15 protein-coding genes are annotated in these 17,568 nt (G+C 71.7%); 8 read left to right on the forward strand and 7 right to left on the reverse strand.

All coding sequences use genetic code 11. The features are described from left to right. The first annotated feature begins 2 nt into the window (after nt 1-2). The 3 genes from ACIBO1_RS11255 to ACIBO1_RS11265 all read left to right on the forward strand — a co-directional run bounded on the left by ACIBO1_RS11255 (nt 3) and on the right by ACIBO1_RS11265 (nt 1,947). Complete coding sequence (locus ACIBO1_RS11255; protein ID WP_396744191.1) at nt 3-812, forward strand: SDR family NAD(P)-dependent oxidoreductase; 810 nt, start codon at nt 3-5, stop codon at nt 810-812. A 169-nt stretch (nt 813-981) separates the two neighbouring features. Then, nucleotides 982-1,512 (forward strand): orotate phosphoribosyltransferase, encoded by a 531-nt coding sequence (locus ACIBO1_RS11260; protein ID WP_131055681.1) that lies wholly within the window; start codon nt 982-984, stop codon nt 1,510-1,512. Between the two features lie 57 nt (nt 1,513-1,569). After that, nucleotides 1,570-1,947 (forward strand): helix-turn-helix transcriptional regulator, encoded by a 378-nt coding sequence (locus ACIBO1_RS11265; protein ID WP_007454255.1) that lies wholly within the window; start codon nt 1,570-1,572, stop codon nt 1,945-1,947. A 51-nt stretch (nt 1,948-1,998) separates the two neighbouring features. Here ACIBO1_RS11265 and ACIBO1_RS11270 read toward each other — a convergent pair whose 3' ends face one another. The 4 genes from ACIBO1_RS11270 to ACIBO1_RS11285 all read right to left on the reverse strand — a co-directional run bounded on the left by ACIBO1_RS11270 (nt 1,999) and on the right by ACIBO1_RS11285 (nt 7,594). Then, entirely contained in the window at nt 1,999-2,931 is a 933-nt protein-coding gene (locus tag ACIBO1_RS11270; protein WP_396744113.1) for a DUF368 domain-containing protein, read from the reverse strand. Between the two features lie 96 nt (nt 2,932-3,027). Next, complete coding sequence (locus ACIBO1_RS11275) at nt 3,028-5,553, reverse strand: polynucleotide kinase-phosphatase (protein ID WP_396744116.1); 2,526 nt, start codon at nt 5,551-5,553, stop codon at nt 3,028-3,030. A gap of 73 nt (nt 5,554-5,626) precedes the next feature. Then, complete coding sequence (locus tag ACIBO1_RS11280) at nt 5,627-7,051, reverse strand: 3' terminal RNA ribose 2'-O-methyltransferase Hen1 (protein ID WP_396744194.1); 1,425 nt, start codon at nt 7,049-7,051, stop codon at nt 5,627-5,629. 330 nt (nt 7,052-7,381) lie between these two features. Beyond that, the gene (locus ACIBO1_RS11285; RefSeq protein WP_350697609.1) at nt 7,382-7,594 is read right to left on the reverse strand and encodes a hypothetical protein; all 213 of its coding nucleotides are present in this window, start codon (nt 7,592-7,594) and stop codon (nt 7,382-7,384) included. 169 nt (nt 7,595-7,763) lie between these two features. Between ACIBO1_RS11285 and ACIBO1_RS11290 the strand changes: the two genes are divergently transcribed. Together ACIBO1_RS11290 and fbaA are read left to right on the forward strand one after the other, a co-directional pair. After that, nucleotides 7,764-8,147 carry a phage holin family protein gene (locus ACIBO1_RS11290; protein ID WP_396744120.1) on the forward strand — a complete coding sequence of 128 codons (384 nt, stop codon included), beginning with the start codon at nt 7,764-7,766 and terminating at the stop codon, nt 8,145-8,147. 224 nt (nt 8,148-8,371) lie between these two features. After that, the gene (gene fbaA / locus ACIBO1_RS11295) at nt 8,372-9,397 is read left to right on the forward strand and encodes a class II fructose-bisphosphate aldolase (protein WP_350697607.1); all 1,026 of its coding nucleotides are present in this window, start codon (nt 8,372-8,374) and stop codon (nt 9,395-9,397) included. A 138-nt stretch (nt 9,398-9,535) separates the two neighbouring features. Here fbaA and ACIBO1_RS11300 read toward each other — a convergent pair whose 3' ends face one another. Further along, nucleotides 9,536-10,792, reverse strand: coding sequence for an LOG family protein (locus ACIBO1_RS11300; RefSeq protein ID WP_396744124.1), 1,257 nt, complete (start codon nt 10,790-10,792; stop codon nt 9,536-9,538). Nucleotides 10,793-11,044: 252 nt separating this feature from the next. Between ACIBO1_RS11300 and ACIBO1_RS11305 the strand changes: the two genes are divergently transcribed. Further along, nucleotides 11,045-11,473 (forward strand): DUF3151 domain-containing protein, encoded by a 429-nt coding sequence (locus ACIBO1_RS11305; RefSeq protein WP_396744127.1) that lies wholly within the window; start codon nt 11,045-11,047, stop codon nt 11,471-11,473. A 94-nt stretch (nt 11,474-11,567) separates the two neighbouring features. Here the strand turns inward: ACIBO1_RS11305 and ACIBO1_RS11310 are convergent, their stop codons facing one another. Continuing rightward, a complete protein-coding gene (locus tag ACIBO1_RS11310) occupies nt 11,568-13,886 on the reverse strand; it encodes a chromosome partitioning protein (RefSeq protein ID WP_396744130.1) in 2,319 nt (772 codons plus the stop codon). 70 nt (nt 13,887-13,956) lie between these two features. Further along, nucleotides 13,957-14,955: a hypothetical protein gene (locus ACIBO1_RS11315; RefSeq protein WP_396744133.1), complete on the reverse strand. Its 999-nt coding sequence runs from the start codon at nt 14,953-14,955 to the stop codon at nt 13,957-13,959. Between the two features lie 124 nt (nt 14,956-15,079). Between ACIBO1_RS11315 and ACIBO1_RS11320 the strand changes: the two genes are divergently transcribed. Together ACIBO1_RS11320 and ACIBO1_RS11325 are read left to right on the forward strand one after the other, a co-directional pair. Further along, nucleotides 15,080-16,369, forward strand: coding sequence for an adenylosuccinate synthase (locus ACIBO1_RS11320; RefSeq protein WP_396744136.1), 1,290 nt, complete (start codon nt 15,080-15,082; stop codon nt 16,367-16,369). Between the two features lie 192 nt (nt 16,370-16,561). After that, the gene (locus ACIBO1_RS11325) at nt 16,562-17,470 is read left to right on the forward strand and encodes a type IV toxin-antitoxin system AbiEi family antitoxin domain-containing protein (protein ID WP_396744139.1); all 909 of its coding nucleotides are present in this window, start codon (nt 16,562-16,564) and stop codon (nt 17,468-17,470) included. Nucleotides 17,471-17,568: the final 98 nt, after the last annotated feature.

Here is a 17,568-nt window from a genome sequence, read left to right on the forward strand (position 1 = left end):
CAGTGACGCCCGACCAGTCGAGCAGCGAGCGATGGGCGTTGATCACCGGTGCGACGGCAGGGATCGGAGCGGCCTTCGCTGATCGGCTCGCCTCCGACGGATGGCACCTGGTGCTGGTCGCCCGGGACGCTGAGCGACTCGCCGCGCAGGCCGCCGAGCTGACCGGCCGGTACGGCGTCGAGACCGAGACCGTGCCGGCCGACCTGTCCACCGACGACGGCTGCGCCGAGGTGGAGCGACGGCTCGCCGCCGCCCCGCCGGTGGGGCTTCTGGTCAACAACGCGGGGATCAGTCTGAACAAGCCGTTCCTCAGGTCGAGCCTTGAGGACGAGACCCGACTGCTCCGGCTCAACGTGCACGCGGTGATGCGATTGACACTCGCTGCGCTGCGTACGATGACCGAACGGCGAGATGGGGCAGTGATTAATGTCTCTTCCGTCGCTGGTTTCGGTGCGATCATGCCGGGATCGACGTACTCCGCCAGCAAGGCGTGGGTCACGAACTTCAGCGAGTCCGTCGGCCAGTCCGCCCGCCCCTTCGGCGTACGTGTGATGGCGCTCTGTCCCGGCTACACGCGGACCGAATTTCACCAGCGAGCCGGCATCGACATGTCGAAAACTCCCGAGTGGTTGTGGCTCGCCGCGCCCGACGTGGTCGCGGAAGCCTTGCGTGACCTGCGAAAAGGCAAGTTGGTCAGCGTTCCATCGTGGAAATACAAACTGGCCGTCGCCGGTCTGCGGCACGCCCCACGCGGATTGCTCGACCGGGTGGCCCGGGACACCCGTGGGCGCATCGGCCGCGATCGCGGTTGACCGCCACGCGTCGTCGACCGGCGCGGCGGCGGCGAGCGCGACATCACTCGATCCGGACCGCTGATCGACGTAGCGTAGTCGGACATCGCCACTCATCTGTCCCCCGGAAGGGTTGCCCGGGGTGGCCCGTCCACCCGGCACACAGACTTGCGCAGTACCCTCTATCGCCATGGGGGACCACGACGACCTGCGTAAATTCATCTCCGACCTGGCTGTGGTCCACGGCCGGGTAGTGCTCTCCTCCGGGCAGGAGGCTGACTGGTACGTCGATTTGCGTCGCATCACGCTCCATAACCGGGCGGCCCCCTTGGTCGGTCGGGTGATGCGGGAGTTGACCGCCGACTGGTCGTACGACGCGGTCGGTGGCCTGACATTGGGTGCCGATCCGATCGCCATGTCGATGCTGCACGCGACCGGCCGTCCGTTGGACGCGTTCGTGGTGCGGAAAGCGGGCAAGGCGCACGGATTGCAACGCCGAATCGAAGGCCCCGACGTGACCGGACGTCGGGTGCTGGCGGTGGAGGACACCTCCACCACCGGCGGAAGTGTGATGACCGCCGTCGAGGCCCTTCGCGAGGCCGGGGCCGACGTGGTGGGGGTGGCGGTTATCGTTGATCGTGGCGCCGGCGACGCGGTGCGAGCCGCCGGACTGCCCTATCGGGCGGCCTATACGTTGGCTGACCTCGGCCTTGTGGCGTAAAAGTCTGCCGATTCGGATCTGCTGATATGCAGCCGGATCGATGCTGCTGGTGGAAGGATGGAATACGTGGGAACTGCGTTGGCCGAAATGACTATGCCTCAGATCTCGCCGCTTGCCGGCGAGCCGATCGAACGCGCCGACGCCGAGCGGCTGGCAGGGGTCCTCAAGGCCCTTGCCGACCCCGCCCGGCTGCGGCTGCTCAGCCTGATCCAGTCGGCGCCCGAGGGTGAGGCGTGCGTGTGCGACTTGACCGCACCGCTCGGACTCTCCCAGCCGACCGTCAGCCACCACCTGCGTATCCTCACCGAGGCCGGCTTGCTGGAGCGGGAGAAGCGCGGTGTGTGGGCCTACTACCGGCTGGTCCCGAGCGCGATCGCGACGATCGCCGACCTGCTGACTCCGCCGCGGAAGCGGGCCACCAAGAAGGCTCGCTGAACCGAAACCGCTTGGTGGCCGCCCAGCCGGGCAGCCACCAAGCGGTGGACGTCAGCGCACCTGCGTCGGCTCGTACGCCTCGGTGAGCGCCTGGGCGGCCCGGTTCACCCGGCGCCGTTCGGCAATCACCATGGCCAGGACCACGGCGAAGCCCAGCAGGAACAGCGCGGTGATGGCCAGGATGCCGTCGCCGGGCGCCTGCAGGGTCCGGTCCTCGGACTGCCATGGCCACAGCGAGCGCAGGCTGCCGATCAGCGCGCCGGACATCACCGCGAGAGTCATCCGGCGATGCTTGTCCAGCAGCCACTGGAGCAGCTTGACGAAGAGCGACAGGCCGATGACCATGCCGGAGGCGAAGATCGCCAGGTAGCCCCAGTCCCGGTCGTTGAGGGCGGCGATGGTCGGTTCGTAGAGACCGACGGTGAGCAGCAGGAACGATCCGGAGACGCCGGGCATCACCAGCGCGCAGACCGCCACCGCCGCCGCGATCAGCAGGATCATCGGGCGTGGTTCGAGAGTGGCCTGTGGCAGGCCGGTGAGCGCGAACGCGGCCGCCGCGGCGATCACCAGGCCGACCACCTCGCGTCGCCGCCACGGCTTGCCGACCATCGAGACCGGCACCAGCACCGAGGCGAGCACCAGGCCGAGGAAGAGGCCACGGGTGTGTTCGGGGTAGCCGGTCAGTAACGGCTCCAGCAGCTTCGCGGCGAGCAGCAGGCCGGGCACCATCCCGATCATCAACGGGATCACCACGTCCCAGTGGGCCTGCCGCATCTGGTGTCCCGACCGCGTCCAGCCACGCCCCCGAGGTACGTCCGACGCCGCGTACCGGACGGCGTTCACCACGTGGCCGGCGGACACGATCAGCCGTTCGTACACCCCGGTGACCAGCGCGATGGTGCCACCGCTGACCCCCGGCACGGCCTCCGCCACGCCGATGGCCCCACCGCGCAGGACATGGCCTACCCGTTCGCCCAATGCCATTAAGAATCGGTCTCCTGCCTCGCTCGCCCGGTCGCCTGGATGGCGCCCGCCACGGCCGCCCAGGTTACCGGGGTCGCGAGCCATGCCCTGGTGGCGTCAGAGGCGGGGGTCCACCGGCTCGGACTCGCACGCCAGGATCGCGAACACCAACTCGTGTCGACGCCACAGCGGAGCGCCGTCGACCAACGCGTCCAACGCGGCCAGTCCGAGCCCGTGCTCCCGCAGCGCCATCCCGCGTTTGCGTCCCAGGGACCGCTTGCGCAGCGCGGCCAACTCCGCCGGCTCTGTGTAGCCGGGACCGTAGATGATCCGCAGGTACTCCCGTCCCCGGCACTTGATGCCCGGCTGGAGCAGCGAGCCCCGCTCGCTGCGGGCCGCCGGACCGGCGTACGGCTTGACCACCATGCCCTCGCCGCCGGCCTCGGTCAGCTCCAGCCACCAGCGGGTCGCGGCCTGGACCGCGTCCGCGTCGCCGAGGTCGACCACCTGGCGTCGGGTCGGGGTGAAGAACTCCGGGTCCGCCGCGCAGAGCCGGTCGGCCTGGGCCAGGTGCCAACCGTGGTCGCGGTCGGCGTACCCGGCAGAACCGCCGGCCAGCACCGCGAACGGGGCCAGCGTCACCCCGCGCAGTCCGTCGGTCGGCCCCACGTACGCCCGGTAGGCGGACGTGTAGGCGAGTACGTCGTCCAGGCGGCGGGCGGTCCGTTCGCGTAGCGCGGTCACGTCCAGCCCGCGCGCGGCGGCGGCGTCCACCGCGGTCAGTGTCGCCGGCAGGGCGGCCCGGCCGGCGGCACCCACCCCGGCGTACTGCTCCCGGATCAGGCCACCTGCCTTGGCCGACCAGGGCAGCAGCTCACAGTCGAGCAACAGCCAGTCGGTCTCCAACTCCGCCCACAGCCCGGCGGCGGTCACCGCCGCGCGGACCCGGTCGAGCAGTTCGGTGTCCAGCGGCCCGCCGAAGAACGGCCGTCCGGTGCGGGTGTGCACCATCCCGCCGCCCGGCCCGAACGGACCACCGTCCGGCTCCCGGCAGACCAGCACCACCGCGCGGGAGCCCATGTGCTTCTCCTCGCAGACCACCCGGTCCACCCCGGCCGACCGGTAGTCGGCGAACGCCTCCGTCGGGTGTTCCAGGTAGCCGTCCAGACGGGACGTCGAGCTCGGCGCCATGGTCGGCGGCAACCAGACCAGCCAGCGCGGGTCGACCGCGAAGCGGCTCATCACCTCCAACGCGGCGGCGGCGTTCTCCGCCGGCACCGTCAACGAGCCGTACTTGTGCTCCACGTGCCGCCGACCGGCCACGTCGGTCAGCTCCAGCACCGCGTCCGGGCGGGACGGGGCGGCGACGAGCGGGCGCACCGGCGCGTACCACTCGCGTTCCGCCGGCACCGAGACCAGCTCGCGCTCCGGGTAGCGCAGCGCGGTCAACCGCCCGCCGAAGACGCACCCGGTATCGACGCAGATGGTGTTGTTGATCCACTCCGGCTCGGGGTTGGGGGTGTGACCGTAGACGACCGTGGCGGCACCCCGGTACTCGCGAGCCCACGGGTAGCGCACCGGCAGGCCGTACTCGTCGGTCTCGCCGGTGGTCTCGCCGTAGAGCGCGAAGGCGCGTACCCGGCCGGAGGCCCGGCCCTGATACTCCTCCTTGAGCCCGGCGTGCGCGACCACCAGCCGGCCGTCGTCGAGCAGGTAGTGGCTGACCAGCCCGTCGACGAAGGAGGCCACCTCGGCGGTGAACTCGGCCGGCTCGGCCGCCAACTGGTCCAGCGTCTCGGCCAGCCCGTGCGCCACCTTCACGTTGCGCCCGCGCAGCTTGCGCAGCAGCTTCTGCTCGTGGTTGCCGGGTACGCAGAGCGCGTGCCCGGCCGCGACCATCCCCATCACCAGACGGAGCACCCCGGGCGAGTCCGGGCCGCGGTCCACCAGGTCACCGACGAACACGGCGGTACGCCCCGACGGGTGGGTCGCGTCCACCGCGCGGCCCGCCTCGTCGTGGTGCAGTCGCCAGCCCAGCCGGAGCAGCAGCGTCTCCAGTTCGGCCCGACAGCCGTGCACGTCACCGACGATGTCGAACGGCCCGGTCAGCTCCCGCCGGTCGTTGAACATCCGCTCGTACCGGATCTCGGCGCGGTCGATCTCGTCGGTCCCGCGCAGGACGTGCACCTTGCGGAAGCCCTCCCGGGCCAACTGGCCGTAGCTGCGACGCAAGTCACGGGACATCCGGGCGAGCACCTGCCGACCGAAGGTGCGGTCGCTGCGCGCCTCGGTACGCTCCCAGGCCAGCGCCTCGGGCACGTCCAGCACGATCGCCACCGGCAGCACGTCGTGTTCCCTGGCGACCCGGACCAGGGCGGCCCGGGCGTGCGGCTGGAGGTTGGTGGCGTCGACCACGGTGAGTCGACCGGCGCGCAGTCGCTTGGCGGCCACGTAGTGCAGCGCGTCGAAGGCGTCGGCGGAGGCCGACTGGTCGTTCTCGTCGTCGGCGACCATCGCCCGGAACGCGTCGGAGGAGAGCACCTGGCTGGGCGCGAAGTGCCGGCCGGCGAACGTGGACTTGCCGGAGCCGGAGACTCCGACGAGCGCCACCAGGGCCAGCTCGGGAATGTCCAGGACGCTCATCACCACTCCTGCTCGGTGGTAAGGAAGGGCACCTTATTAACGCCTCCGGTAGAGCAAGGGCCCTTGTTAACAGTCAGATCCGGGTGAACACGGCGAGTTGAGTGGGTGCGCCCACCTCCGGGTCGTCGTCGCCGACGCCGGACGAGGCAGCCGTGTAGCCGTACGTCGCGCAGACTCGGCGTACCCAGTCGGCGAACTCGGCGCGGGACCACTCGAAACGGTGGTCGGGATGCCGGAAGGCACCCGGCGGCAACCCCTCGTACCGCACGTTGTGCTCGACGTTCGGCGTGGTCACCACGACCGTCGTCGGTCGGGCGTACCCGAACACGCTGTCCTCCAGCGCCGGCAACCGAGACGGATCGACGTGCTCGACCACCTCCATCAGCACCGCCGCGTCGTACCCGTGCAGCCGGTCGTCCCGGTAGGTCAACGCGGACTGCCGCAACGTCACCCGGTCACGCTGACGCTCCGGCAGCCGGTCCAGCCGCAGCCGCCGGGCGGCCGACGCGAGCGCCTGGGCGGAGACGTCGGTGCCGACGATCTCGGTGAACCGGCGGTCCCCGATCAACGTGGCCAGCAACGCGCCGCCGCCGCAGCCCAGGTCCAGCACCCGATGCGCCCCGGACTCCGCCAGCGCGGCGTGCACCGCCGTCCGGCGTCGCGCGGCCAACGACGCCCGGTTCCCGGCCCGGTGGGCAGACACGTCGTCCGCGTCGTCGTCCACCGCCGGCTCGTCGGCGGGCCGCTGGGCGGCCAGCCGCTCCAACGCCGCACCGGCCAGCGCCCGCTGGTGCGCCAGATAGCGGCGGACGATCAGCGCCCGCTCCGGGTGCTCACCGAGCCAGCCCGCACCCGCCCGTAGCAGCTTGTCGACCTCGTCCGGGGCCACCCAGTAGTGCTTCGCGTCGTCCAGCACGGGCAGCAGGACGTACAGGTGGTTGAGCGCGTCGGCCACCCGCAGCGTGCCGGTGAGCGTCAGGTCGACGTACCGGCTGTCGCCCCACTCCGGGAACTCCTCGTCGAGCGGGACGGTGGTGGCGGTGACGGCCCAACCGAGCGGAGCGAAGAGGCGTACGGCCACGTCGGCGCCGCCCCGGCAGCGCAGCACCGGCACCCGTACCTCCAGCGGGATGGCCGTACCGGCCAACTCCGAGCGGTCCCGCGACTCGCCGCGCAGCGCCGACCGGAACACCCGCGACAGCGCCGAGGCGAGCAGGCTGGACGCGGCGTACTGCCGGTCGTTGACGTACCGCCCGAGGGTGAAGGTCTCCGGCGCGGTGGCCGAGTGCCGACCCCGACCCCGGCCCTGCGCGGCCAGCTTCGCCGGGTCGACGTCGAGCAGCAGCGCGGCGGTGCAGCGTCGCTCGTCGGCCTCGGGATAGAAGACGTGCGCGGTGCCGACGGGCACGTCGAAGGCGTGCGTCCGGTCGGGGTGCTTGACCAGCAGATGCCCCAGGTCGGTCGCGGGGTGATGCGTGGTGGTCAGGGTGAGCAGCACGCGGCTCATCGTGCCAGGTTCGTCGATCTTGCGCTGTTTGGTTTTTCTGGGGGTGGTTGCGGTGGGGTTTCCGGGGAGCCCCACCCGCTCCGGGCGGTCAGGCTTGATCCCTGCGCGGGTGGGGCTCCCCGGAAACCTGACGTGCGCACGCGCCGTCGGAGGATTCGGGGAGTCGCGTTGCGCGGTGGGGAGGGTGTGCTGCTCAGTGGGAGCTTGCAGGGCGGGCTGCTGCTCAGAGGGGGAGCTTGTAGGCGGGCTGTGGCTCAGTGGGAGCTTGCGGGGTGGGCTGCTGCTCAGCGGGAAGCTGGGGGGAGGGGTGGTGCGGGAGGGTCAGCGGTAGTCGTCTTCGTCGGGGGCTACCACCCGGGCCTGCTCCATGGCGTCCCAGTCGTCGACCTCCAGGCCGCGGTGCGGTTCGTCCTCGACCTCCGCGGGGTTGACCACCGTGGCCTGCTCGACCGCGTCGGCCGGCTCGGCCTCCAGGTCGCGTTCGTCAGCGCTGAGGTGGTCGCCGGGGGCGAAGTCCTCGCCGGGCTGGCCCATTCGGTGCCTCCGGGATGTCGGTGGACGGTACCCGCTCCACGGTACGGGCTGTGCCGGTGTCGCGCTGGGAACCGGCACGCCAGCCGGCGGGGCGAAGGGTACGCCGGAGGTACGGCCCAGTCGGGCGAATCGCCCCACCGGCGGCTCGCCCCGATGCCAGGATGGTCCCGTGGGCTTCCTCATCCGGCTGGTGACGACCGCCGTCGCGCTGTGGATCACCACTCTGATCGTGCCCGGGGTCGAGGTGACCGGGCGGACCGGCTACGACACCGTGTTCACCCTGTTGATCGTTTCGTTGATCTTCGGCGTGATCAACGCGGTGCTGAAGCCGTTGATCAAGGTGGTGGGCTGCGTCTTCTATCTGTTGACCCTGGGCCTGTTCGCGCTGGTGGTCAACGCGTTGTTGTTCCTGCTGACGGACTGGATCGCCGGCACCCTCCGCCTGCCGTTCCACGTGGACGGCTTCTGGCCCGCCTTCTGGGGAGCCATCGTGATGGCGGTGGCCACCTGGCTGATCAGTGTCGTGGTGCCGGACCGCACGGATCGTCGGTGAGCCGTCCGGCACCGGGCCGGTTGTGCCGGGCCGGTCCAGCTACGGGATACTTCCCGCGTAGGACAGCGCGGTCCGGCGCACCAATGGAGATCAGGCGGCCATCCGGCCGACCGCCAACGGAGTTTCGCGCGGCTGCCCGGCCGACCGTCGACAGGCGGCCGATCGGCCGGCGCAAGAAGAGCGGCGGCCGCACGGCCGTCAGCGGCAAGTAAGGAGCGTTCGACATGCCCATCGCTTCCCCCGAGGCTTACGCCGAGATGCTGGACCGCGCCAAGGCCGGCCGGTACGCGTACCCGGCGATCAACGTGACGTCGTCGCAGACGCTCAACGCGGCGCTCAAGGGCTTCGCCGACGCGGAGAGCGACGGCATCATCCAGGTCTCCACCGGTGGCGCCGAGTACCTCTCCGGCCCGTCGGTGAAGGACATGGTCACCGGCGCGGTGGCGTTCGCCGCGTACGCGCACGAGGTGGCCAAGAAGTACCCGGTCAACATCGCGCTGCACACCGACCACTGCCCGAAGGACAAGCTGGACAAGTTCGTCCGGCCGCTCATGGCCATCTCGCAGGAGCGGGTCAAGAACGGCCAGGAGCCGCTCTTCCAGTCGCACATGTGGGACGGCTCGGCCGTGCCGGTCGCGGAGAACCTAGAGATCGCCGAGCAGCTTCTCGCCGAGGCCGCCAAGGGCAAGATCGTCCTGGAGATCGAGGTCGGCGTCGTCGGCGGTGAAGAGGACGGCGTCGAGAACGCCATCAACGACAAGCTCTACACCACGGTCGAGGACGGTCTCGCCATGGTCGAGGCGCTCGGCCTGGGTGAGAAGGGCCGCTACATGGCCGCCCTGACCTTCGGCAACGTGCACGGTGTCTACAAGCCGGGAAACGTCAAGCTGCGGCCCGAGGTGCTGAAGCAGATCCAGGACGCCGTCGGTGCCAAGTACGGCAAGGACAAGCCGCTCAGCCTGGTCTTCCACGGTGGATCCGGCTCGCTGCTCTCCGAGATCCGCGAGTCGCTGGACTACGGCGTGGTGAAGATGAACATCGACACCGACACCCAGTACACCTTCTCCCGTCCGGTGGCGGACCACATGTTCCGCAACTACGACGGCGTACTCAAGGTCGACGGCGAGGTCGGCAACAAGAAGCTGTACGACCCCCGGGTGTGGGGCAAGGCCGCCGAGGCCGGCATGGCCGCCCGGGTCGCGGAGGCCTGCGAGCACCTGCGCTCGACCGGCACCACGATGACCAAGTGACGTCCTGACGTCGCCGACGACGGCGGCCGGTTCCTCCCACGGAGCTGGCCGCCGTCGCGTTTCTGGGCTTCGTGTAAGGAGGGGACCCCTACTAACGCCTGGTGTATAGCAGGGGTCCCTTCCTTACACCCAGGTCCGTCACGACGACGAGCGAAGGAGCAGGCGGACCGCCTCGTGCACGTCGTCGGTGAGGTGCACGGTGCCGGACAGGTCGCCGAAGGGTGACGTGGCCAGCAGCGGCTTCAGCAGCGACTCCACCGGCAGTTCGGTCGTCCAGTACTCGCGGTCCAGGAACACGTACGCCCCGCTGGCCCCGTCCGTGCCGTAGTAGGTCTTGGTGGCCGCCTGGAACACCTCCTGCACGGTGCCCGCCCGACCGGGCGCGAAGACGATCCCGCCCCGGGCCAGCCGCAGGATGGTGTCCTCGCGGATGGCGTTGGAGAAGTACTTGGCGATCCGGCCGGCGAACAGGTTCGCCGGTTCGTGGCCGTAGAGCCAGGTCGGCACGGCCAGCCCGCCGCAGTTGGCCCAGTCCAGGTCGCCGGTGGTCAGCGCGGCCGAGTCGGCCCGGTATGCGACGGCCGGCTCGGCACCGTCCTCCGGTGGCGTGACCGAGCGGCCGTACAACTCCCGGACCCGCAGCGCCGCCGCCGTATAGCGGTCGTGGTCGGTGAAGTCGGGTGCGGTGGCGAGCAGGTCGATGGCGGCGGTCAGGTCCTCGGCCGGTCGGGTCGACAGGTACGCGCCCAGGTTGGCGGCCTCCATCACACCCGGGCCGCCGCCGGTCACCACCAGACGGTGGGCCCGCGCCAGCTCCCAGCCCAGCACTGCGGCCGTCCGGTAGGGCGCGCTGCCCCGGCGTACCGCGTGCCCGCCCATCACCCCGACCACGGACTGCGGCCCGTGCGTGGTCAGCCAGGCCCGGGTGGCGTCGGCCAGCGCGTTGTCCACACCGTGGTCGTGCAGTCGCTGACCGAGCGCCTCACGTACGTCGGGCTGCGCCCCGCCGTGGTCGCGGAAGTGCGCGTACACGCGGCTGTCGTACATTGCCTCGAAGCCGCCCTCGGCGAAGCCGGCGGCCAGTTCCTCCGAGGTGTAGAGGTGCGGCGGCTGGGTCGGGTACGGCAGGCCGGAGAAGGGCGGCACCACGTTCGCGCCCCGCCGGACCAGATCGGCGCCGACCTGCCGGGAGGCGAAGCGGCAGCCGACGAAGAGGGTTCCGGCGACCTCGATGCCGCTGAGGTCGGGGACCGGGTCCAGGTCCAGCCGGAGCCCCTGGACGGTCAGCCCGACCAGGGTTCCGTCGGCCAGCCGCCGGTCGAGTTCGGCCCGGGTCTGGATCTCGTTCAACCAGGTGTGCGGCTCGATGACGTCCGCAGGGGGTGGGGTCGGCACCCGGCCATCCTGCCCGGTTGCCGCAACCGCGCCCGAGCTGGCCCCGGCCCGACGAGACAATAGGGCGGGAGCCCGGCGGCCTGGCCGAGCTCCCGCAACTCCGGTTCCTGGGGAGGCTCCGGTCATTTAGTTGTAGTGGAAAGGACCGGGCGGCGGCATGGGCCGCAGGCGTGACGGACCTCTCGGCCGTTCAGTCAGCCGGCTCGCCGGACCCCCTCGCGGGCTCTGGCCGGAAGCGGGTTGAATGGGACGATGCAGAACCTCTTGCCGGAGCCCCCGGCCACGCTCCTGCCCGCACACGACGAGGCCGACTCCACGCTGGCCACGGCCGAGCAGGACGGCGGCGACGAGGCGTTGGCCGCGGTGGCCGCCCGGTTCCCGACGCACAGCGCCGCCTGGGCCGCGTTGGCAGCCAAGGCCCTCGCCGAGGGCCAGGTCGTCGCCGCGTACGCGTACGCCCGCACCGGTTACCACCGGGGACTCGACCAGTTGCGCCGCAGCGGCTGGAAGGGGCACGGGCCGGTGCCCTGGTCGCACGAGCCGAACCGGGGCTTCCTGCGCTGCCTCTATGTGCTGTCCCGTGCCGCCGACGCGATCGGTGAGGCGGACGAGGCCGCCCGTTGTGCCCAGTTCCTCCGCGACTGTGACCCGGCTGCCGCCGACGCGCTGGCCAGTAACTGACCGTCCGCCGAGCCGCCGGCTCGGAGCAGATGCTCCGTGGGCCGGCGGTTCGACGTGACGCCCACCGCCGAGACTCCGCAGTCAGAGCGGTGGTCTAGAGCCCCTCGGCGACCGAGGCGGCGATCTTGAGCCAGGCGTCCCGGGTCGCCGACGAGAGCTGGGCGTACCGGATCGGCTCGCCGGTGTCGATGAGCCGCTCGTACGGAGCCAGCAGCACGCCCCGGGTACGCGCGGCGAAGTGCTCCTGGATCGCGGGCAGGTCGATCTCCTTGCGGGACGGCGGCATGGAGACCACCGTGACCGCCTGCCGGACCAGCCGTTGCCGACCGCTCTGCTCCAGGTGGTCGAGCATCCGGGCGGCGGTCTCGGCCGAGTCGTTACGGGCCGACATGGTGACCACCAGTTGGTCGGTGGCGTCCATCGCGGCCTGCCAGTTCTGCGCCCGTACGTTGTTGCCGGTGTCCACGAAGATCAGCTTGTAGAACCGGCTGACCACCTCTCGGATCTCGCCGAAGGCCGAGGCGGTGAGCATCTCGCCGCCGGTGGCCGACTCGTCGGAGGCGAGGACGTCGAACATCCCCTCGCCCTGCGAACGGACGTACTGCGACAGGTCACCGACCCGCCCGTGGGCGCCGTGGAACTGCCCCAGGTCGCGTAGCAGGTCCCGCACCGTACGCGAGTGGAAGTCCTGCTGGGCACGCATGCCGAGGGTGCCCTGGGTCTCGTTGTTGTCCCAGGCCAGCACGTACCCGCCGCGCTTCTGACCGAACGTCATCGCGAGCAGCAGGATGGCGACGGTCTTGCCCGCCCCACCCTTCGGGTTGACCACGGTCACCTGCCGGAGTCCGCCGAAGTTGCGGCGGACCGTCTCGATGTCCCGCTTGAGTTCCAGCTCCTGCCGGCCGGGCGGCAGTTTCACCAGCCCGGTGCGGTTCACCACCGCCCGTACGCCCATGGTGGCGACCGGGTCGGCGGGACGTACCTGCCGCCGCCGGGCGAAGTCCTCGGCGGTCGGCGGGACGCCCGGCTCGGCCGGGTTCCAGGCCGGGTCCGGGTAGCCGACGGGCGTCGGGTTCGCGGCCGGGTGGGGCAGTTGCGGTGCCGGGGGTGCCGCCGTCGGGGGCGGCGCACCCTGCTGCCAGGGCGCCGGGTTCCAGGCCGGCTGCGGAGGGAACGGGCCGGGCGGAGAGTCCGCCTGGTGCGGCACCGGGTACCCCGAGCCGTCCGCGTGGTGCTGAGGCGGGTACGCCGAGAGGTCCGGCTGTGGCGGCACCGCGCCGGGCTGGGGCGGCAGCGCACCAGCCTGCGGTGGCACTGCACCGGGTTGCGGCGGTACCGCCCCGGGCTGGGGCGGGAACAGGCCGGGCTGGGGCGGCGGCATGGGCACGCCGTGCTGCGGCACGGGCGGCCCCGCCGTGCCCTGGTGCTCGGGGAGCGGGCCGACATGCGGCGTCGGGATCGCGTCCCGGTGCGGCGGCGGCACCGGGGTGCCGTGCTGCGGTGCGGGCACGGGGTACGTCCCGGCCTGCGGCGGCACCGGCCGACCGGGCCCGGCTGCCGACGGCACCGGCGGGAGCGGCTGCACACCGGTGGCCCAGCCGGGACGTGGCGCACGGTCAACGGTCCCGGACGGGTCGCTGCCCTCCGGCGACCCGGCGGTGGTGCGCTGCGGTGGTTGCGCCCAGGGTGACTCCGTCGACGGCCGAACCGGCGGCGGGCCGTCGCCGTCGCCGTCGAGGTGGTCGCCACCGTTCGCCGAGGTCTCCGCCGTCGCCGCCTCGGGTCCGCCGTCCAGGTCCGGCCCACCGGCGGCGGCCGGGTCGGAGTCGGTGGCGGTACGCGGGCCGGGAACGGCCGTCGCACCAGCGTCGCCGGGCGTGTCGTCGCGCGCGGGCGCGACCGAGGTCGGCCGGTCGAGAGTGAACGGCAGGTCCAGGTCGACCCGGCCGTGCTCCGGCTGCGGCGGCGTCGGCACGGGTGCCCAGCTGGTGGGCGGCGGCACACTCGCCCGTCCGCCGACCACGGGTGGTGGCACACTCGCCTGCCCGCTGGCCACGGGCGGCGGCACACTCGCCTGGCCACCGACGGGCGGCGGCGCGGGTGCCCATCCGGGACCCGGCGTCGCACCCGACTCGCCGCCGACACCGGCGGTCAGCGACGGGTAGTCGGCGGGCGAGGGCGGCCCGGCCGGTTGGCCGCTGGACGGCAGGTTGCCCGGCTGACCGGCGGTCGGCGGCACCGGGTAGGCCGACCGGTCAGGAGCGGACGGCGCGGTGGGCGGCGTCGGCGGAGTCGCCCATGCGGGCGTGCCGAAGCCCTCGACCTGATCCGGCGGCCAGAGTGGTTCGATGTCCCGTTCCGGCGCCCCTTGCTGGCCGGGCACGTGCGCCCGGTCGGCGTTCTCGTCCACCACGGTTCCTCCCCCATTCCCTCTGCCGAGGATAGGCCCACCGGCCGACCTCGGCCGCCGACGCGGGGTGGGGTCAGACGGTCCAGACCGCCCAGGCGCCCGACTCGGTCCACCAGGACCGCTTCCGAGTCAACTGCCCCTCCACGCCGTCGTCCAGATACGGCAGCGCACCCTCGTCCCGGGGCAACACGGACACCGCCCGGCCCCGGGCCCGGCGCACCTCCAGGCGTACCCGTCGGCGACCCAGCCGCGACCGGGTCACCACCGGGACCGCCACCGCCACCTCGACCAGCCCGTCCGTGGGGTCGGGCGCGGCGAGCAGGGTGACGTCGTCGAGCCGGGCGTACCCGGCGGCGTTGCCGATCGCGCAGGCCAGCAGCGGGTCGTCGCCGTGCGAGAGCACCGCGTCGTCCACCTCCACCCGACCACGCCAGTGCAACGGGCGTCCGTCCTCGGCGGCGGCACCGAGCAGCGCCCCGTCCAGCGTCACCGAGCCGCCGTCGTTGCGCAGCAGGTCCAGTCGGCGGGGGGTGCCGTCGAGCACCGCGGCGGCCACCGCCGCCGGATCACGGGGGAGGCCGAGCTGCGCGGCGAGGTCCCGGTGCGTCGTGCTTCGGGCCGGGTCCAGCGGCAGTACGCCGACCGGCGGCAGGTCCGGCACGGTCCGGCCGTCGGCCAGGTCGGCCGGACGACGACTCGGCGGTGGGGCGTACCGCCGGACCAGCCGGCGTATCACGGCCCGCAACTGTGCGTCACCGGCGACTGCCACCACGAGACGAATCTTGGAGTCCGGGTCGGGCCAGGTGAGCCCGTCCGGACGCGGCGGCGCGTCCAGTCGGGCCAGCACCTCGTCGATCTCCGCGTCCGAGCGGGCGGTCACCGTCTCGACTCGTGCGCCTCGGGTGGTCAGTGCGTCCGCGCAGGCCAGCACCGGTACGCGCGGGGTCTCGCAGCGTTCCGGGCGGTCCGGGGCAGCCTCGGACGCTCCGCCACAGCAGGCTCCGCCGCTGCCACACCCGGCCCCGGGAGCGTCCCGCTCCGAGCCGAGGGTGAGCAGCACCACGTCGTACACGGGTAGGCCCCTCCTGCCTCTCGGCGCGACCCCTGCCGGTCGTGCCGTCACTACTTGTTAACCTGACACCCCGGGCTCGCTGACCGGTCGCCATCTGGCACCCGAGCCTTCTGGAGGCGAAGAGATGCCAGCGATCGTGCTCATCGGCGCTCAGTGGGGTGACGAGGGCAAGGGCAAGGTTACCGACCAACTGGGTGAGCGGGTCGACTACGTCGTGCGCTACTCCGGCGGCAACAACGCCGGGCACACCGTGATCACCCCTGACGGCCAGAAGTACGCGCTGCACCTCATGCCGTCGGGCGCGCTCTCCCCGAACGCCGTCATCGTCATCGGCAACGGCGTGGTGGTCGACCCGAAGGTGCTGCTGTCCGAGATCGACGGGCTCGCCGAGCGCGGCGTGGACGTCTCCCGGCTGCGCATCTCCGGTGACGCGCACCTGATCATGCCGCACCACCGGGCACTGGACCGGGTGGTCGAGCGCTACCTCGGCAGCTCCCGCATCGGCACCACCGGCCGGGGCATCGGCCCCGCGTACGGCGACAAGGTCGCCCGGATGGGCATCCGTGTGCAGGACCTGCTCGACCCGGGCATCTTCCGCAAGAAGCTGGAACTCGCGCTGCGCGAGAAGAACCAGGTGCTGTTCAAGGTCTACAACCGCAAGGCGGGGGACGTCGACGCCACCATCGAGGAGTACCTGGAGTACGCGGAGCGGCTGCGGCCGTACATCGCGGAGACCCGGTCGATGCTCTGGGACGCGCTGGACCGCGGCGACACCGTACTGCTCGAAGGCGCCCAGGCCACCATGCTCGACATGGACCACGGCACGTACCCCTTCGTCACCTCGTCGAACCCGACGGCCGGCGGCGCGTGCGTGGGCGCGGGCATCCCGCCGACCGCGATCACGAAGGTGATCGCGGTGAGCAAGGCGTACACCACCCGGGTCGGTTCGGGTCCGTTCCCGACCGAGCTGTTCGACGACAACGGTGCGCACCTGCGCAAGGTCGGCCACGAGTACGGCACCACCACCGGCCGGGAGCGCCGCTGCGGCTGGTTCGACGCGGTGGTGGCCCGGTACGCCTGCCGCCTCAACGGGGTCACCGACCTGGTCGTCACGAAACTCGACGTGCTCACCGGCCTGGCGACCGTGCCGATCTGCGTCGGCTACGAGATCAACGGCAAGCGCGTCGACGACATGCCGATGACCCAGACCGACTTCCACCACGCCACGCCGATCTACGAAGAGCACGACGGCTGGTGGGAGGACATCACCAAGGCGCGGACCGAGGACGACCTCCCCGAGAATGCCCGGCGCTACATCGCCCGCATCGAGCAGCTCTGCAACACCCGCGTCAGCGTCGTAGGCGTAGGCCCCGGCCGCGAGGAAAACGTAACCCGCCACCCCCTCCTCCCCTAACCCCTCCCCCTCCCTTTCCCACCCCCCACCCCCACCCTTTCCGCGTTGATCAAGAAGTTTTGGTCGCGGTGAGGGGGCTCGGGTGACTCGAATCCCTTGATCAACCCCGCTGGCGGCGGAGGTTGTCCACAGGGGGCGGCGGGTTATCCACAGGGGTGGAGAAATGGGGGGTGTTGGCGGTGGGGTGGGGGGATGGGGGAGACGGAATTCGGGGCGCGCAGCGGTGTGGTGACGGTGGAACAGGCGCTGTCGGCGGGGTTCACCCGGGGGCAGATCCGCCACCTGGTCCGGTCGGGGCGTTGGGTCAGGCTGGCCCGAGGTCGCTTCGCACCGTCCACCGAACCTGACCCGTTGGCGCTACGCCGGGCCCGGATCCGGGCGGCGGTGGACAGTCTGGGGCCGGGGGCGGTGGCCGTACTGGGGACCGCCGCCGAGTTGCACGGGATCGCCGGGCTGCGTGCCGCGTCCGAGATCCACGTCTCGGTGCCGGTGCAGTGCCCGCGCCCGCAGCGGCGTACCGATCCGGAACTCGTCGTGCACCAGTTGACGTTGGGTCCGGACGATGTCGACGTGCTGGCCGGTGTGCCGGTCACCACCGCTGTGCGTACCGTCGCCGACGTCATCCTGCGCGCGGACCGGTACCCCGCCGTCTGCGTCCTGGACTCGGCGCTCAACCGGCGGCTGCTCACCGAGACGGACCTGGCGTCGATGCCCGCTCTGATCGCCGGACGGCGCGGTGCTGTCGCCGCCCGGCGGCACCTCACCGAGATGGACGGCCGGGCCCAGTCGCCGTTGGAGACGCGTTCCCGGCTGCGGTGCGTCGACGGCGGTGTCCCGCCGGACGTGCTCCAGGTGGAGGTGCGTGACGAGGACGGCTGGCTGCTGGGGGTCGGTGACCTGGGCTGGCGCCGGGCTCGCCTGATCGCCGAGGCGGACGGCAGAGGGCCGCACGACGGACCGCAGGCGGTCTACGCGGATCGGATGCGACAGAACCGCCTGGTCAACGCCGGCTGGCGCATCCTCCGCTTCACCTGGTCCGACACCCTCCACCCCGACTACATCCCGCAAACCGTCAAACAAGCCCTCCGCACCCCCCACTAACCCCAATGCCGCTCAGTTAGGGCGGTGGGCGGGTTGTCAATGTTGCTGTTTCGAGGATGTTGATGTTGATGGTGGCGTGGTAGTTGGTGCGGTCGATG

The sequence above is a fragment of the Micromonospora sp. NPDC049903 genome (genome assembly GCF_044460945.1).
Lineage (GTDB): Bacteria > Actinomycetota > Actinomycetes > Mycobacteriales > Micromonosporaceae > Micromonospora.

Bases quoted from the DNA above. Each gene is read 5' to 3' on its own strand.
- ACIBO1_RS11325 (WP_396744139.1), top strand. From the start codon at position 16,562: ATGGGGGAGACGGAATTCGGGGCGCGCAGCGGTGTGGTGACGGTGGAA.
- ACIBO1_RS11305 (WP_396744127.1), top strand. From the start codon at position 11,045: ATGCAGAACCTCTTGCCGGAGCCCCCGGCCACGCTCCTGCCCGCACAC.
- ACIBO1_RS11260 (WP_131055681.1), top strand. From the start codon at position 982: ATGGGGGACCACGACGACCTGCGTAAATTCATCTCCGACCTGGCTGTG.
- ACIBO1_RS11270 (WP_396744113.1), bottom strand. From the start codon at position 2,931: ATGGCATTGGGCGAACGGGTAGGCCATGTCCTGCGCGGTGGGGCCATC.
- ACIBO1_RS11275 (WP_396744116.1), bottom strand. From the start codon at position 5,553: ATGAGCGTCCTGGACATTCCCGAGCTGGCCCTGGTGGCGCTCGTCGGA.
- ACIBO1_RS11320 (WP_396744136.1), top strand. From the start codon at position 15,080: ATGCCAGCGATCGTGCTCATCGGCGCTCAGTGGGGTGACGAGGGCAAG.
- ACIBO1_RS11265 (WP_007454255.1), top strand. From the start codon at position 1,570: ATGGAATACGTGGGAACTGCGTTGGCCGAAATGACTATGCCTCAGATC.
- ACIBO1_RS11285 (WP_350697609.1), bottom strand. From the start codon at position 7,594: ATGGGCCAGCCCGGCGAGGACTTCGCCCCCGGCGACCACCTCAGCGCT.
- fbaA (WP_350697607.1), top strand. From the start codon at position 8,372: ATGCCCATCGCTTCCCCCGAGGCTTACGCCGAGATGCTGGACCGCGCC.